This window comes from Pseudomonas sp. FG35 (assembly GCF_057809295.1).
The window spans coordinates 34,286-49,405 of record NZ_JBMDJR010000009.1 but is presented as its reverse complement, the minus strand read 5'-3'; the positions used below and the strand labels follow the sequence as shown (position 1 = coordinate 49,405).

Below are 15,120 nucleotides of genomic sequence, written 5' to 3'. Positions count from 1 at the left end.
TCATGAGCGACCAGGGCGAGTCGATCCGTTTCTGGCAGGCCGCGCCTCTGGCCGGGGTCGAGCTGTTGACCGCGCGCTACATCGAGCATCGTTTTGCCCCGCACGTCCACGACGGTTATGTGATCGGCATGATCATGGCCGGCGCCCAGCGCTACCGTTATCGCGGCGCCGAACACCTGGCGGGCAGCGGTACGCTGGTGCTGATCAATCCGGACGAAGTGCATAACGGCCACAAGGGCACCGAGGATGGCTGGCTATATCGGGCGTTTTACCCCGACACCGGGCAGATCGTCGCGCTGTTGAATGAACTGGAACTGCCGACCGCACCGATGCCGGCCTTCGGTGCGACGCTGTATCGCGATCCGGATCTGGTCAACGGTTTCTGTCAGTTGCATCGCTTGCTGGAAAGCCCCGCCACCGCGTTGCAACAGCAAACGGTGTGGCGGGAAATGATGATGCTGCTGTTGCAGCGCCACGCGGCGGTGCAGATCAACGGCAAGCCCGGCAAAGAGCACCGCGCAGTGGCGATGGCCAAGGAGTTGCTGCACGCGCAACTGGCGGCGCCGCCCTCGCTGGAAGAACTGGCGGCGGCCGTGAACCTCTCGCCCTTCCACTTCGCCCGGGTGTTCCGCCGCGCCACCGGCATGCCGCCGCACAGCTGGCTGATGCAGCAGCGGATCGCCCGCGCACGGGGCTTGTTACAGAGCGGCTGCCTGCCGGTGGAAGTCGCCACGCAGTTGGGGTTTGCCGACCAGAGCCATCTGAGCCGGCAGTTCAAACAGGTTTATGGCGTAGGCCCGGCGGCCTATCGCAGCGCGCGACTGGATCGCTGATCGCTTATTCGCCCGTAGCGATACCGCGCCCCGGATCGTTGATCCACTCGCTCCAGGATCCGGCATACAGCGAACCCAACGGATAACCCGCCAGGCAGAGGGCGAAAAGGTTGTGACACGCCGTCACCCCGGAACCGCAGTAAGCCACCAGATCGCTCGGCGAACGCTCGCCGAGTTTCGCGGCGAAACGCTGTTTGAGCTGATCAGCCGGCAGGAAACGCCCATCACTGCCCAGGTTGTCGGTAAACGCCGCGCATTGCGCGCCGGGAATGTGCCCGGCGATCGGGTCGATCGGCTCCACTTCGCCCTTGAAGCGCGGCAAGGCGCGGGCATCGAGCAGGGTCAGGGCCGGCTGGCCGAGGCGCTGCTGCAATTGCTCGGCGCTGAGCAGCAGGCTCATGTCCGGCTGGCCGCTGAAGCTGCCCCGGCCCGCTGACGGTGGATCAAGACTCAACGGCAATCCCGCCGCATGCCAGGCCTTGAGCCCGCCATCGAGAATGAACACGCCGTCGCGCTTGCCCAGCCACGCCAGCAACCACCAGGCCCGCGCCGCATAGGCGCCGGGGCCGTCGTCATACAAAACCACGTCACTGTCATTGTTGATGCCGAATGCTTGCAGGCGTTCGATCAGCGCCGCCGGCTCCGGCAGCGGATGGCGACCGGTCACGCCCTTGGTCACCGGGCCGCTGAGGTCGCGCTCAAGATCGGCGAAATGTGCCCCGGCAATGTGCCCCTCGGCGTAGCTGCGCTGGCCGTAATCCGGGTCTTCGAGGGCAAAACGGCAGTCGAGAATCACCAGCCCCGGTTGCGCCTTGCGGGCATCCAGTGCGGTCGGGCTGATCAGTTGCGCAATCGGCATAGCGAACGACTCCAGTGAGGAAATGGAATTACGGTCTTTCTTCGAGGGCCTGGGCCAGCGGCACGTAGAACTCTTCGAACAAGGCGTTGACCTCATCGCGGGCCTGCTCGGTGACGAACCCTGCTTCCAGCACCAACACTTGATACACGCCACGCTTGATGGCCTGTTCACTGAGGTAATTGGAGTTCTCCCGGGTCGTGCACAGGAAGCGCACCCACGAGGTGAGGATGATCCACGCGTTGAGGGTCAGGGATTCGATCTGCACTCGGTCCATCTTCAGGATCCCGGCAGCGACAAAGCCTTCGTAGATCGCTGCGCCCTGGATTACGCAGCGCTGGGAGAAGCGGCGATAACGCGCGGCCAGATCCGGATCACTGTCGAGCAAGTGTTCGAGATCGCGGTGCAGAAAGCGGTAGCGCCACATCGCCGACAGCAATTCCTTGAGATAGAAGCGCTTGTCTTCGACCGTCGCGGCACGCCCCTGGGGCGGACGCAGAAAGCTGTCCACCAGGCTTTCGTACTCACTGAACAGCACGGCGATGATCGCCTGCTTGTTGGGGAAGTGGTAGTACAGATTGCCCGGAGAAATCTCCATGTGGGCGGCGATGTGATTGGTGCTGATGCTGCGCTCGCCCTGCTGATTGAACAGCTCAAGGCTGTTCTGCACGATGCGCTCGCTGGTTTTGATCCGTGGGGCCATGGCTTGAGCTTTAATTCAGAGTGCGTTGGGGGGCATCTTACGACCTAACCGGAACGGGATAAAACCAGGATGCGCAAGGAAGCCATTTGACTTTCTAGAGCAATGACTCTAAAAAGCTCGTCATAACAATACCTACGGAGCTGACAATGACTGCCGATATTGCCTACCTGCAAACGCTGCAACAGCCGCTGGAAGAGCTCAACCGGCTGTTCAACGCGCAGCGCGCCGCCTACGCCGCCAACCCGATGCCGCCTGCAACCCAGCGCCAGCAATGGCTCAAGGCCCTGCGCGATTTGCTGAGCAGCGAACGGCAGGCCCTGATCGACGCCATCAGCTCCGACTTCAGCCACCGCAGCGCCGATGAAACCCTGCTCGCCGAACTGATGCCGAGCCTGCACGGCATTCACTACGCCAGCCAGCACATCAGCCAATGGATGAAACCTTCGCGGCGAAAAGTCGGCGTCGCTTTCCAACCGGCATCGGCGAAAGTCGTGTACCAGCCGCTGGGCGTGGTCGGCGTCATCGTGCCGTGGAACTACCCGCTGTTCCTTGCAATCGGCCCGTTGACCGGCGCCCTCGCGGCCGGCAACCGGGTGATGCTCAAGCTCAGCGAATCGACCCCGGCCACCGGCCTGTTGCTCAAGGAATTGCTGGCGCGGATCTTCCCCGAAGATCTGGTGTGCGTGGTGCTCGGCGAGGCTGATGTCGGCGTGGCGTTTTCGAAAATGCGTTTCGACCACTTGCTGTTCACCGGTTCCACCAGCGTCGGCAAGCACGTGATGCGGGCAGCGGCAGAGAACCTGACGCCGGTGACCCTGGAGCTGGGCGGCAAATCCCCGGCCATCGTCTCCCACGACGTACCGCTCAAGGACGCCGCCGAACGCATCGCCTTCGGCAAGACCCTCAACGCCGGGCAGACCTGCGTTGCCCCTGACTACGTGCTGGTGCCGGAAGCGCGCATCGGTGGTTTCGTCGAAGCCTATCGCCAGGCCGTGCGCGGGTTTTATCCGACGCTTGCCGACAACCCGGACTACACCGCCATCATCAACGAGCGCCAACTGGCGCGACTGAACAGCTACCTCAGCGACGCCACCAGCAAGGGCGCGCTGCTGATTCCGCTGTTCGACCAGGGCCAGGGCCGGCGCATGCCCCACAGCCTGCTGCTGAATGTCAGCGACGAGATGACGGTGATGCAGGACGAAATCTTCGGCCCGCTGCTGCCGATCGTGCCGTATCAGGATCTGGATCAGGCATTTGCTTACATCAATCAGCGGCCACGTCCTCTGGCTCTTTACTACTTCGGCTACGACAAACGCGAACAGCAGCGCGTACTCAGCGAAACCCATTCCGGTGGCGTCTGCCTCAACGACACGCTGCTGCACGTGGCGCAGGACGACATGCCGTTCGGCGGCATCGGCCCGTCAGGCATGGGCCATTACCACGGGCACGAAGGTTTCCTGACGTTCAGCAAGGCCAAGGGCGTGCTGGTCAAACAGCGCTTCAACGCGGCGAAGCTGATCTACCCGCCCTACGGCAAATCCATTCAGAAACTGATCCAGAAACTGTTCATTCGCTAACGTCACCGCCGGGTAATAACAACAATGCACCCAAGCCTGACCGAAACACCTGCCCTGTCGCGCCGCGGCCTGCTGAAATTCAGCCTGGGCGCCACGGCTTTCCTCGCCACCGCTGGCCTTGGTGCCAGTCTCAGCGGCTGTTCGTCGAGCGTATCGGCCAATGGATTCACCACGTTGCGCAGCGGTGATCTGCTGTTTCTGCGCGCGCTGATTCCGGTGATGCTGGATGGCGCCGTTGCTGCGGAAAAGATGCCCGCCGCTGTCGATGGAACCCTGAAGTCGCTGGATTACAGCCTCGACCACCTGTCGCCGGAAATGCTCAAGCTCACCCGGCAACTGTTCGATGTGCTGGGCATGGCCGTGACGCGCGGGCCATTGACCGGAATCTGGGGCAGTTGGGAAAACGCCAGCCCCGAAGCGATCCGCCACTTCCTCGAACGTTGGGAAAACAGCTCGCTGAACCTGCTGCGCATGGGCCACAGCTCATTGCTGCAAATGGTGATGATGGCCTGGTACACCCGCACCGAATCCTGGGCCCATTGCGGTTACCCTGGCCCACCCGCCGTTTGAGCCCGGCGACCCACGCAAAACAATAATAAGAGAACCTGATCGATGCCCGTACCCGACCCGTTTCGCGAAGGCCTCGCCCGTGGCTGGAAAACCTACAACGGCGCGCAACTCACCGAGGACCTGACCCTGGAAGCCGATGTCGCCATCATCGGCAGCGGCGCCGGTGGCGGCACCACGGCGGAAATCCTCAGCGCCGCCGGCTATAAAGTGCTACTGATCGAAGAAGGCCCGCTCAAGACCAGCAGCGATTTCAAACTGCTGGAAGACCAGGCCTACAGCAGCCTCTATCAGGAAGGCATCGGCCGCATGAGCAAGGACGGCGCGATCACCATCCTTCAGGGCCGCGCAGTCGGCGGCACCACGCTGATCAACTGGACATCGAGTTTTCGCACCCCCGAGCCGACCCTCGAACACTGGGCCAAAGAACACAACGTCAAAGGCCACAGCGCCGCCGACATGGCGCCGTGGTTCGAGAAAATGGAGCAGCGACTCGGCGTCGCCCCGTGGATGGTGCCGCCCAACGCCAACAACGATGTGATCCGCAAAGGCTGCGAACAACTCGGCTACAGCTGGCACGTGATCCCGCGCAACGTGCGCGGCTGCTGGAACCTCGGCTATTGCGGCATGGGCTGTCCGACCAACGCCAAGCAATCGATGATGGTCACGACCATTCCGGCAACCCTGGAAAAGGGCGGAGAATTGCTTTATCTGGCCCGGGCCGAAAAGCTGTTGATCAACGGCGACAAGGTCATCGGCCTGCAATGCGTGGCGATGGACGAACGTTGCGTCGAGCCGACTGGACGCACGATCACCGTCAAGGCACGGCATTACGTGCTGGCCGGCGGCGGGATCAACAGCCCGGCGCTGCTGATGCGTTCGGACGCACCGGATCCGCACAAACGCCTGGGCAAGCGCACCTTCCTGCATCTGGTGAACATGTCCGCCGGGCGTTTCGACGAGGTCATCAACCCGTTCTACGGTGCGCCGCAGTCGATTTACTCGGACCATTTCCAGTGGAAGGACGGCACCACCGGCCCGATGGCCTACAAACTCGAAGTGCCGCCGCTGCACCCGGCGTTGGCCGCCACGTTGCTCGGTGGTTTTGGTCAGGAAAGCGCGCAACACATGGCGGACCTGCCGCACACCCACGCGATGCTGGCCTTGCTGCGTGACGGTTTTCACCCGGACAGTCAGGGCGGCAGCGTCGAGCTGCGCGGTGACGGCTCGCCGGTGCTCGACTATCAGGTGTCGCCTTACACCTGGCAGGGTCTGCGCCGGTCTTTCCACAGCATGGCCGAGATCCAGTTCGCCGGTGGCGCCAAAGCGGTGATGCCGATGCACGCCGATGCGCGCTACGTGAACAGCCTGGCCGAGGCCCGCTCATTGATCGACAGCCTGAGTCTGGAGTTGTATCGCACGCGTCTGGGCAGCGCCCACGTCATGGGCGGTTGCGCCATGGGCGAGGACCCGAAAACCGCCGTCACCGACAGCCTCGGCCGCCATCATCAACTGCGCAATCTGTCGATTCATGACGGCTCGCTGTTCCCCACCAGCATCGGCGCCAACCCGCAGTTGTCGGTGTATGGTCTGACGGCGCAACTGGCGACATCCCTCGGCGAACGGTTGAGAAACCCGTGAAAAAGACGAAATTTCCGATCGTCTATAGTGCTTTCTTACCCAACAGGCGACTTTCCCCACCGGGACGGCTGCGATACCATCCGACTCCCCAACGGATTCCCGCCAGGACGACGCGATGAACCGAGTGTTGTACCCAGGTACCTTCGACCCTATTACCAAGGGCCATGGCGATCTGGTCGAACGCGCCTCGCGCCTGTTCGACCATGTGATCATCGCCGTCGCCGCCAGCCCCAAAAAGAATCCGCTGTTCCCGCTGGAACAACGGGTCGAGCTGGCCCGCGAGGTCACCAAACACCTGCCGAACGTGGAAGTGGTCGGCTTTTCGACGCTGCTGGCGCATTTTGCCAAAGAGCAGAACGCCAACGTGTTCCTGCGTGGCCTGCGCGCGGTGTCGGACTTCGAGTACGAATTCCAGCTGGCCAACATGAACCGCCAGTTGGCGCCGGATGTGGAGAGCCTGTTTCTCACCCCGTCCGAGCGTTATTCGTTCATTTCCTCGACCCTGGTGCGGGAAATCGCGGCCCTGGGCGGCGACATCAGCAAGTTCGTCCACCCGGCGGTGGCCGACGCCCTGACCCTGCGCTTCAAGAAGTAACGACCGTTCAAACGGCGCCCGCGTGCACTACGGGCGCCAATGCGGCACAATTGCGCGCATTGATTCATAGCGCCCGGGCTCCCCGCCCCGGCTGGAGTTAGCATGTCCCTGATCATCACCGACGATTGCATCAACTGCGACGTCTGCGAACCCGAGTGCCCGAACGCCGCCATCTCCCAAGGCGAAGAGATCTACGTGATCGACCCGAACCTGTGCACCCAATGCGTCGGCCACTACGACGAGCCGCAGTGCCAGCAGGTCTGTCCGGTGGATTGCATTCCACTGGACGAAGCCCATCCGGAGACTGAAGAACAGTTGATGGAGAAGTACCGCAAGATCACCGGCAAGGCTTGAGCCACTGAATCCGATCGCAGCTCCCGGCTGCGATCGCGTCATTCACGCTGCTCGAATCCCTCTCCGGTGCAGCCCAGGCAACGCACGAACGCCGCTTTCGCCGGCGCCACCACCAACGCCTCCCCGGCATCGCCAATCCCGCCACCCAGCGCGGTGAACGGCAACGACACGACGAACGCCCCGGCACCGATCACCGTTGCCACCACCAGTAACGGTCGGGCAATCAGCAGGTCACCGAGCATGGCGTAGGCCGGTGGATTCTGGATGGCGTAACGAGGATCACCGCTGCCGCCTTCCGTTGCCTGAACGGTCAGGCTCAAGCACAGCAGCGATGCAACGATGAGGGTTTGCAACAACTTCATGGCACGATCCTTCGGGCTGAACAGTGAGACAACTCACTATAGACCGTAGGACTTTTTCGGCTGCCTTGCTCAGCTCTGACAGCGCGGACACCAGACGCTGGCGCGCTGGCCGAGCTTCATTTCCCGCAGCCCCGTGCCGCAAACCTTGCAATGCTCGCCACCGCGACCGTAGACAAACAGTTCCTGCTGGAAATACCCCGGCTGCCCGTCGCCACCAATGAAGTCGCGCAACGTGGTGCCGCCGCGCTCAATGGCCGCCGCGAGGATGCGTTTGATCTCGATCGCCAGCTTCAGATAGCGCGCCCGGGAAATGCCCTTGGCCTCTCGCCGCGGATCGATACCGGCGGCGAACAACGCCTCGGTCGCGTAGATATTGCCGACCCCCACCACCACCGCGTTGTCCATGATGAACGGCTTGACCGCCATCGAGCGCCCGCGTGACAGCTGATACAACCGCTCGCCATCGAACAGATCGGTCAACGGCTCCGGCCCCAGGCGAATCAGCAATTCGTGATTGAGCGGGTCGTTGCTCCAGAGCATCGCTCCGAAGCGCCGTGGATCGGTGTAGCGCAGGGCCAGGCCCGACTCCAGTTCGATATCGACATGCTCATGCTTGGCCGCCGGCATCCCGACCTCAACCAGCCGCAGGTTGCCCGACATGCCCAAGTGGCTGATCAGCGTGCCAACTTCGGCGTTGATCAGCAGATACTTGGCGCGCCGCTCGACCAGCACGATGCGCTGCCCGGACAGGCGCACATCGAGGTCTTCGGGAATCGGCCAGCGCAGCCGCCGGTCACGCACGATCACCCGGCTGACGCGCTGGCCCTCCAGGTGCGGAGCAATACCGCGGCGGGTGGTTTCGACTTCCGGCAGTTCAGGCATCAGTTCCTCGAATCATCAGCTTCTTAAATCAGTGCGCGCCAAGTTCGCGGATCGTCTGCTTCAACGTTTCGAAGTCGTAATCCGAGAGACCGATGTATTCGAGCACCAGCGGCCCGACGGCCTGCCATTCGAAGTCTTCGGTCTGGTTGCCCAGCACCCGGTACGACGCGCAGATGTGCTCGGCCATTTTCAGGATCGCCAGCAGGTTTTTCATCTGACTGTTGCGCGAAGTCTCATCGCTGAAGATCGCCAGGGCATTGTGGTGATTGGCGATGGCCGCGCTGACGTGTTCCGGCAGGCGCCAGGACTTCGCGGTGTAGTAACCGACCACCGAGTGATTGGTGTTGTAGACGTCGTTCTCGGTGTCCACGACCCGGCGCTCGGCACTCGCGTTGGCGTAGGCCTTTTCGAGCGTCGTCATGTAATCCGGGAAACGCTGAAGCATCAGCGGCACGCCGCAGTCGTGGAACAGACCCAAGGCATAAGCCTCGTCGCTGGCCTCGGTGCCGACGCGCTTGGCCAGGGTCAGGCAGGTCATGGCCACGTCCTGGGCGGTGTCCCAGAAACGGTTGAGGGTGACGATGGTGTCGTCGTTCATTTCACCCTTGATCGACATCGCGTTGATCAGATTGATGATCGAGCGACTGCCCAACAGATTCACCGCGCGCTTGATCGAGGTGATCTTGTTGCTCAGGCCGTAATAGGGCGAATTGACGATTTTCAGCAGCGAGCCGGACAGGCCGGGATCCTGGGAGATCAGCTTGGCGATCGTCTCCAGGTCCGGGTCGGGCATGTACTGCTCCATTTGCAGATCCACCATGATCTGCGGCTGCGCGGGCACGCTGATGCCTTGCAGGGACTGTTGAATCTGTTCGGTGGTCAGCTCTTGGGACATAAGTACACACTCTGGGACAGGCGGCGATTCTAACCTCTAAAAACCGACGGACGACACACCAGCGGGCAATTCGCAGGAACTTTCACTTTCCCCCAGCCTTCGGAATCTGTAGTGCCCGGAACAGATCTGCATCGGTCTCGGGCAGTAATTCCAACAGACTCAGGAGCTTAACGATGGCGACTTCTCTCAGCGGCAAGCGCGTCGCTTTTCTGGTAACCGATGGTTTCGAGCAGGTTGAACTGACTGGCCCCAAACAGGCATTGGAGCAGGCCGGAGCGCAGGTTGACATCCTCTCTGCCGAAGCCGGCAGCGTCAAAGGCTGGAATCACGATAAACCGGCGGACGACTTCAAGGTCGACCAGACCTTCAAGGGCGCAAGCATCGATCAATACGATGCCGTGGTGCTCCCGGGCGGTGTGCAGAACTCTGACACCATCCGCATCGACCAGGACGCCCAGCATCTGGTCAAGACCGGTGCCTCCGCCGGCAAACCGATCGCAGTGATCTGCCATGGCAGCTGGCTGCTGATTTCGGCAGGACTGGTCAATGGCAAGACCATGACCAGCTACAAGACCGTCAAGGACGATCTGGTCAACGCGGGGGCGAACTGGGTTGATCAGGAGGTCGTAAAAGACAGACACCTGATCAGCAGCCGCCAACCAGACGATATTCCGGCGTTCAGCAATGCGCTGATCGACGCGTTGTCGGCATAGGGCATAAACGCGTGGAGACGGGGCGGGCCCGCTCGTGATGAGGTCAGCCGCGTTTCATCGCACGCCAAACCCGGCATAGGGCGCAACACGGTATACTCCCGCTCTTTTTTCCGGAGCGACGTCATGTCCCTGCCTAGCTTGCGCCTCAAAGCCAACGCCGACCGTCGCCTGCGCGCCGGTCACCTGTGGATCTACAGCAACGAAATCGACGTGGCCGCGACCCCGTTGCACGGCTTCAAGGCCGGCGACCAGGCGGTCCTCGAAGCCGCCGGCGGCAAGCCGCTGGGCATCGTCGCCATGAGCCCGAACAACTTGATCTGCGCGCGCCTGCTGTCGCGCGACATCAAGCTGGCGCTGGACAAGTCGCTGCTGGTGCATCGCCTGAACGTGGCCCTGTCGCTGCGCGAGCGTCTGTTCGACAAGCCGTTCTATCGCCTGGTCTACGGTGATTCCGACCTGCTGCCGGGCCTGGTGGTCGATCGTTTCGGCGACATCCTCGTGGTGCAGCTCGCCTCGGCGACCATGGAAGCGCATAAAGATGACGTGATCGCGGCGCTGACCCAAGTGCTCAAGCCAAGCGGCATCCTGTTCAAGAACGACTCCGCCGCCCGCGATGCCGAAGGCCTCGAGCGTTACACCGAAACCGTCTTCGGCCTGGTGCCGGAGTGGGTGGCGCTGGAAGAGAACGGCGTGAAATTCGAAGCGCCGGTGGTTCAAGGTCAGAAAACCGGCTGGTTCTACGACCACCGCATGAACCGTGCCCGCCTGGCCCCTTACGCCAAAGGCAAACGCGTGCTGGACCTGTACAGCTACATCGGTGGCTGGGGCGTGCAAGCCGCCGCATTCGGCGCCAGCGAAGTGTTCTGTGTCGACGCATCGGGTTTCGCCCTCGACGGCGTTGAGCGCAATGCCGCACTGAACGGTTTCGCCGACAAGATGACCTGCATCGAAGGCGACGTCTTCGAAGCCCTGAAGGAACTCAAGGCCAGCGAAGAGCGCTTCGACGTGATCGTTGCCGACCCGCCTGCGTTCATCAAACGCAAGAAAGACCTGAAAAACGGTGAAGGCGCGTACCGTCGCCTGAACGAGCAAGCCATGCGCCTGCTCAACAAGGACGGCATCCTGTTCAGCGCTTCGTGCTCGATGCACCTGCCGGAAGATGACCTGCAGAACATCCTGCTGACCAGCGCCCGTCACCTGGACCGCAACATCCAGCTGCTGGAGCGTGGTGGCCAAGGCCCGGATCACCCGGTACACCCGGCCATCCCGGAAACCCGCTACATCAAGAGCATCACCTGCCGCCTGCTGCCCAACAGCTGACAGACGCACGGCGTTGAAGCTATCGAAAGGGGAGCCCACGGCTCCCCTTCTTTTTGTCCTGAACTTTGCTTTCCTACATTTATCGTCCTGCAGACGTGCAGGATATTTCCGCGAATACTTTATTTACTGAAATTCAACTTACAAACTCAATTCCCACCAAAGATCACTCCGACAAAATTACTGGACAATTCCTACTTAATATTTGCTTGCGATTAATCCATTACAAACTATTATTAAGTCGTCACCACGGAGGTGACACCCACTAACCACGAAGCAACAATGAACAAGGAGTTCAATCATGAAAGCAATTACTCTGGAATCCCGCACCCTTGCAAACCTGGCTTTTCTGATCGCACCTAAAGCCCGTTAAGTAAGGTGGGCGCTGGGTATAGCCGGCTACCCAGCGCCTCTGACAAAGCACCTATCCAGAGCAGCGTGCCCCAACATGCATATAAACCCTTATTTATTCATACTGCCACGAACGCCCGGCCAGATAGTCTGGAATTACAAAGACCATACTCAACATGAACTTGATCTTGAATATGCATCCCGACTGGCGCAACTTGTCCACGACCCTGACCTATATGACAACAGCAACATAATAGACACACAGTTATTAAATGCCGGAATACTGACTTCTTCAAAAATTCCGACACCTGTCTGGGGCTGGGATGAACTGTCCAGGATCTACCATATCGGGACTCGGAATATTCCGTGCGAACACACGCCCCGAAACATTCAGGAATGGTGCAGGCAATACCTCGAGCACTGCAACACAGTGCTTGCCACTCCACCGTCGGCCGACATCCCTGCGGATACCTGTCCGAACCCACTCATCGCCCTGCCCGAACCGCTGGCACTGAAGGACGACAGCCTGTCGAGTGCACTGATCCGGCGAAAGACCTGCCGATCCTTCATCGGTGCCGCCGTGTCGCTGGACGATGTCGGCACCTTGCTTTACCTGTCCCTCGGCTACCTGCGAGAACGCGAAGCCGATTTCGACGACAGCATCGCCGACGGACTTGGCGCGCGGCGCAGCAGCCCTTCCGGGGGCGGGCTCAATGCCTGCGCCGGGTTCGTGTTTGTACAGAACGTCGACGGATTGACGCCTGGGGTTTATGTCTACCACCCCGCCGAACACGCCCTGAGCTTCATCAACCCTTTGCCCGACACTGCACCTGGCAATCTGCTGGGGGGCCAGCATTTCATCAATAACCTGCCATTGGGGCTGTTCATCACCGCCCGCTTCGACCGGCTCTGGTGGAAATACCCGCACTCGCGCGCCTATCGAATGGCGTTCGTCGAAGCCGGGCACCTTTCGCAGACGTTTCAACTGGTGGCTACAGCGCTGGGCATGAACACCTGGCTGACGGGTGCGTTTTCCGATGATCAGGTCGAAACGTTGCTGAAGCTCGATAACAATGCGGAACAACCCTTGTTCTTCGTCGGCTGCGGGGAAAGCGACGGTCAGGCGATGTGTCAGGAAATGCGCGACCTGCTGCATGAGACACACCCATGAGCACCCTCGCCCCGGAACCGGTCTTTCAGTTCACCCTGAGTGACTGGAACACCCGCGCCACGGTCCGCACCAGCCCTCACGAATACCGGTTGCCGGACAACGTCCAGGAACAACTGGAGACCCGGTACTGGTTTCCGCCAACGTTCCTGCCCTATCTGGCCCACCCGGCCATTGAAGCAGCGGGCCGATCGATGCTGCATCGGCTTACTGCCGGGCATCTGGTGCATTTTCTCGACTACACCACGTTGCTTGAACACCGGATCGTCAATCGCGCGGTCGAAACCATCGTCCACGGGGAACTGCCGGTCGCGGTGCCGGCGTCGATGAAAACCGCCGCACTCCAGCTGTACACCGACGAGGGCTATCACGCGCTGTTTTCCAGTCAGGTGGCGGAGCAGATCGCCAGCCTCTACGCCATCGCCGGGCGCCCGGTCATGCCCAGACGGATCACCCGGATGAACCTGCTGATCGCACGCACCGGGCAGGAGCAACGTCCGCTGGCGTGCTTTCTTCTGGGTTTCGTTTCGGAAACCATCATTGCCCGTGAACTGCTGGATGTCTGCCGCGACAGTCTCGTCTCCGGCGTCAACGACATGTTGCGCGATCACCTCACAGACGAGGCGCGCCACAGCCGCTATTTCACCGAAGTGTTCCACTACCTCTGGTTGCACCTGAACCCGCGACAGCGAACGTTTACCGCGACGACCTTGCTCGACATTCTGGAAATCTTCTTCGACGTGGATGAGCACTGGCTCCAGGAAAGCCTCCGCGGCGCGGGTATTGCAAACACGACGGTGAGGGAGATTCTCGGCACGATGACAACGGCGCAAGCCCGTCGGCAGCGGGCACGGGCCGGCAGCCTCGCCACATTGAGCGCATTGAAAAAAGCCGGATTTTTTACCGAACCTCAAAACCAGACACTATTTGCCAGGGCAGGACTGATCGATGGATGACGGACAATCTGTGGTGACCCGACGACAGCGGCGCGGGGCTGTCAGTCTGTTGCTGGCAATGGTGTTGCTCGGTGTCTTTCCCTTGGATGTCCTGCTGCCTTCGTTCCCGGCCCTGGCCGAACACTTTCGCCGCACCCCGGCGGACATCGCCCTGTCGGTCAGCCTGTTTGCGGTCGGGATTGCCTTCGCCCAGTTGCTGATCGGGCCGCTGTCGGATGTGATCGGACGCAAGGGACTGCTGCTCGCCGGCATGAGCGTTTCCATACTCGGTGCCCTCGGGTGCGTGATGACCTCGGACTATTCGCTGTTTCTGATTTTTCGGGTGGTGCAGGCGCTGGGGTGCGGTTGCTTCGTGCTGTCACAGGCGCTGGTGCAGGACCTGTTTGAAGGCGAGCAACGTGATCGCCTGAGGATCCTGATGGTGACCGCCGGCGGGATTTTCATCTCGGTATCGCCGCTGGCTGGCACCTTTCTTCAGGCGACATTGGGCTGGCGCGGCAGTTTCTGGGTATTCATCGCATTATCAGCCGCAGTGCTGCTCAAGGCCTGGATGTTTCTGGAGAACTCCCGACCGAGCGCCAGCGGCACACGTACGAACTTCCTCACGGCCTATCGACGGGTTCTGGGAGATTTCGACTTCGTCGGTTACTGGCTGATTTCAGCGTTTGCATTCGCCTGCCACTTTTCATTCATCGTGATCTCGCCGCTGATCTTCATGGATCGGCTGCAACTGACCGCTTACGAATTTTCGTTGATCCTGCTGATCTACGGTGCGGCTTACGTCACCGGGGGCATCCTCGCCAGCGTGCTGAGCAGGCGTATCAACAGCGGCCAGCAGATGGTCGTCGGCCTGAGCCTGATCCTGTTCGCCGGCGTGGCCATGCTGTACCTGGCGTCGAACTTTGCACTGGCTCCGGCGACCGTGCTGATCCCGATGCTGATCTGCACCGCCGGCACCACCATTGCCCGGCCGGCGGCCACGTCCCGGGCCATGAGTCTGTTTCCGGAAAACGCCGGCACCTCGGCCTCGGCCGGCAGCACGATCATTTTCATCTGCGGCGGCTTGATCAGTGCCTTGATCAGCCTGAGCCCGACCAATCTGCAATCCACGCTGGGCTACAGCTTCGTGATACTCAGCGGGGTGGCACTGGCAATGAACGCGCGGATCAGCCGGCGCAACGATCTCGAGGGGCAACCGGACAGCGATTAATCCTGCCGGTCGTCATCCCGCACGCTTCGTCAGCACTGGAACAACGCTTTGCGCCATTCCCTCCTGACGCCAGCGGTGTAGAATCGCGAGATTCATCGCCATTCATCCCCGGCGGGTTTATGAGCTCAGGCTGAGACCAG

At 61.1% G+C, this 15,120-nt stretch carries 16 protein-coding genes; 11 read left to right on the top strand and 5 right to left on the bottom strand.

Annotated elements, in window-relative coordinates; all coding sequences use genetic code 11:
* Positions 1 to 2 precede the first annotated feature (2 nt).
* Positions 3 to 833 (top strand): helix-turn-helix domain-containing protein, encoded by an 831-nt coding sequence (locus ACODTD_RS18500; RefSeq protein WP_489105086.1) that lies wholly within the window; start codon positions 3 to 5, stop codon positions 831 to 833.
* 4 nt (positions 834 to 837) lie between these two features.
* Here the strand turns inward: ACODTD_RS18500 and ACODTD_RS18495 are convergent, their stop codons facing one another.
* Together ACODTD_RS18495 and ACODTD_RS18490 are read right to left on the bottom strand one after the other, a co-directional pair.
* Positions 838 to 1,692: a sulfurtransferase gene (locus tag ACODTD_RS18495; RefSeq protein WP_489105085.1), complete on the bottom strand. Its 855-nt coding sequence runs from the start codon at positions 1,690 to 1,692 to the stop codon at positions 838 to 840.
* 28 nt (positions 1,693 to 1,720) lie between these two features.
* Entirely contained in the window at positions 1,721 to 2,392 is a 672-nt protein-coding gene (locus ACODTD_RS18490) for a TetR/AcrR family transcriptional regulator (RefSeq protein ID WP_011336393.1), read from the bottom strand.
* Between the two features lie 146 nt (positions 2,393 to 2,538).
* On the opposite strand from ACODTD_RS18490, the gene ACODTD_RS18485 reads away from it, so the two are divergent.
* The 5 genes from ACODTD_RS18485 to ACODTD_RS18465 all read left to right on the top strand — a co-directional run bounded on the left by ACODTD_RS18485 (position 2,539) and on the right by ACODTD_RS18465 (position 7,126).
* Positions 2,539 to 3,969 (top strand): coniferyl aldehyde dehydrogenase, encoded by a 1,431-nt coding sequence (locus ACODTD_RS18485; RefSeq protein WP_236192212.1) that lies wholly within the window; start codon positions 2,539 to 2,541, stop codon positions 3,967 to 3,969.
* A gap of 24 nt (positions 3,970 to 3,993) precedes the next feature.
* Positions 3,994 to 4,539 (top strand): twin-arginine translocation pathway signal protein, encoded by a 546-nt coding sequence (locus ACODTD_RS18480; protein ID WP_489105084.1) that lies wholly within the window; start codon positions 3,994 to 3,996, stop codon positions 4,537 to 4,539.
* 42 nt (positions 4,540 to 4,581) lie between these two features.
* Positions 4,582 to 6,177: a GMC family oxidoreductase gene (locus ACODTD_RS18475; protein WP_489105083.1), complete on the top strand. Its 1,596-nt coding sequence runs from the start codon at positions 4,582 to 4,584 to the stop codon at positions 6,175 to 6,177.
* Between the two features lie 115 nt (positions 6,178 to 6,292).
* Positions 6,293 to 6,772, top strand: coding sequence for a pantetheine-phosphate adenylyltransferase (gene coaD / locus ACODTD_RS18470; RefSeq protein WP_003229157.1), 480 nt, complete (start codon positions 6,293 to 6,295; stop codon positions 6,770 to 6,772).
* A gap of 102 nt (positions 6,773 to 6,874) precedes the next feature.
* Entirely contained in the window at positions 6,875 to 7,126 is a 252-nt protein-coding gene (locus tag ACODTD_RS18465; RefSeq protein ID WP_003195146.1) for a YfhL family 4Fe-4S dicluster ferredoxin, read from the top strand.
* Between the two features lie 38 nt (positions 7,127 to 7,164).
* Here ACODTD_RS18465 and ACODTD_RS18460 read toward each other — a convergent pair whose 3' ends face one another.
* The 3 genes from ACODTD_RS18460 to ACODTD_RS18450 all read right to left on the bottom strand — a co-directional run bounded on the left by ACODTD_RS18460 (position 7,165) and on the right by ACODTD_RS18450 (position 9,211).
* Positions 7,165 to 7,488 carry a multidrug transporter gene (locus ACODTD_RS18460; RefSeq protein ID WP_489105082.1) on the bottom strand — a complete coding sequence of 108 codons (324 nt, stop codon included), beginning with the start codon at positions 7,486 to 7,488 and terminating at the stop codon, positions 7,165 to 7,167.
* Positions 7,489 to 7,557: 69 nt separating this feature from the next.
* Positions 7,558 to 8,370 carry a bifunctional DNA-formamidopyrimidine glycosylase/DNA-(apurinic or apyrimidinic site) lyase gene (gene mutM / locus ACODTD_RS18455; protein ID WP_011336398.1) on the bottom strand — a complete coding sequence of 271 codons (813 nt, stop codon included), beginning with the start codon at positions 8,368 to 8,370 and terminating at the stop codon, positions 7,558 to 7,560.
* A gap of 28 nt (positions 8,371 to 8,398) precedes the next feature.
* Complete coding sequence (locus tag ACODTD_RS18450) at positions 8,399 to 9,211, bottom strand: HDOD domain-containing protein (RefSeq protein ID WP_176247728.1); 813 nt, start codon at positions 9,209 to 9,211, stop codon at positions 8,399 to 8,401.
* A 227-nt stretch (positions 9,212 to 9,438) separates the two neighbouring features.
* Between ACODTD_RS18450 and ACODTD_RS18445 the strand changes: the two genes are divergently transcribed.
* From ACODTD_RS18445 to ACODTD_RS18425, 5 genes are all read left to right on the top strand, one after another.
* Positions 9,439 to 9,978: a type 1 glutamine amidotransferase domain-containing protein gene (locus ACODTD_RS18445; RefSeq protein ID WP_201816650.1), complete on the top strand. Its 540-nt coding sequence runs from the start codon at positions 9,439 to 9,441 to the stop codon at positions 9,976 to 9,978.
* Between the two features lie 123 nt (positions 9,979 to 10,101).
* A complete protein-coding gene (locus ACODTD_RS18440; protein WP_011336401.1) occupies positions 10,102 to 11,298 on the top strand; it encodes a class I SAM-dependent rRNA methyltransferase in 1,197 nt (398 codons plus the stop codon).
* 445 nt (positions 11,299 to 11,743) lie between these two features.
* Positions 11,744 to 12,817: a SagB family peptide dehydrogenase gene (locus ACODTD_RS18435; RefSeq protein ID WP_489105081.1), complete on the top strand. Its 1,074-nt coding sequence runs from the start codon at positions 11,744 to 11,746 to the stop codon at positions 12,815 to 12,817.
* A complete protein-coding gene (locus tag ACODTD_RS18430; RefSeq protein ID WP_221615955.1) occupies positions 12,814 to 13,770 on the top strand; it encodes a diiron oxygenase in 957 nt (318 codons plus the stop codon). The genes ACODTD_RS18435 and ACODTD_RS18430 overlap by 4 nt, the downstream gene beginning before the upstream one ends.
* Positions 13,763 to 14,980, top strand: a complete 1,218-nt coding sequence (locus ACODTD_RS18425) for a multidrug effflux MFS transporter (RefSeq protein WP_011336404.1) — start codon at positions 13,763 to 13,765, stop codon at positions 14,978 to 14,980. The genes ACODTD_RS18430 and ACODTD_RS18425 overlap by 8 nt, the downstream gene beginning before the upstream one ends.
* The last annotated feature ends 140 nt before the right edge of the window (positions 14,981 to 15,120 follow it).

Coding starts and splice junctions, on each gene's coding strand:
- ACODTD_RS18500 (WP_489105086.1), top strand. CDS start 3: ATGAGCGACCAGGGCGAGTCGATCCGTTTCTGGCAGGCCGCGCCTCTG.
- ACODTD_RS18495 (WP_489105085.1), bottom strand. CDS start 1,692: ATGCCGATTGCGCAACTGATCAGCCCGACCGCACTGGATGCCCGCAAG.
- ACODTD_RS18490 (WP_011336393.1), bottom strand. CDS start 2,392: ATGGCCCCACGGATCAAAACCAGCGAGCGCATCGTGCAGAACAGCCTT.
- ACODTD_RS18485 (WP_236192212.1), top strand. CDS start 2,539: ATGACTGCCGATATTGCCTACCTGCAAACGCTGCAACAGCCGCTGGAA.
- ACODTD_RS18480 (WP_489105084.1), top strand. CDS start 3,994: ATGCACCCAAGCCTGACCGAAACACCTGCCCTGTCGCGCCGCGGCCTG.
- ACODTD_RS18475 (WP_489105083.1), top strand. CDS start 4,582: ATGCCCGTACCCGACCCGTTTCGCGAAGGCCTCGCCCGTGGCTGGAAA.
- coaD (WP_003229157.1), top strand. CDS start 6,293: ATGAACCGAGTGTTGTACCCAGGTACCTTCGACCCTATTACCAAGGGC.
- ACODTD_RS18465 (WP_003195146.1), top strand. CDS start 6,875: ATGTCCCTGATCATCACCGACGATTGCATCAACTGCGACGTCTGCGAA.
- ACODTD_RS18460 (WP_489105082.1), bottom strand. CDS start 7,488: ATGAAGTTGTTGCAAACCCTCATCGTTGCATCGCTGCTGTGCTTGAGC.
- mutM (WP_011336398.1), bottom strand. CDS start 8,370: ATGCCTGAACTGCCGGAAGTCGAAACCACCCGCCGCGGTATTGCTCCG.
- ACODTD_RS18445 (WP_201816650.1), top strand. CDS start 9,439: ATGGCGACTTCTCTCAGCGGCAAGCGCGTCGCTTTTCTGGTAACCGAT.
- ACODTD_RS18440 (WP_011336401.1), top strand. CDS start 10,102: ATGTCCCTGCCTAGCTTGCGCCTCAAAGCCAACGCCGACCGTCGCCTG.
- ACODTD_RS18435 (WP_489105081.1), top strand. CDS start 11,744: ATGCATATAAACCCTTATTTATTCATACTGCCACGAACGCCCGGCCAG.
- ACODTD_RS18430 (WP_221615955.1), top strand. CDS start 12,814: ATGAGCACCCTCGCCCCGGAACCGGTCTTTCAGTTCACCCTGAGTGAC.
- ACODTD_RS18425 (WP_011336404.1), top strand. CDS start 13,763: ATGGATGACGGACAATCTGTGGTGACCCGACGACAGCGGCGCGGGGCT.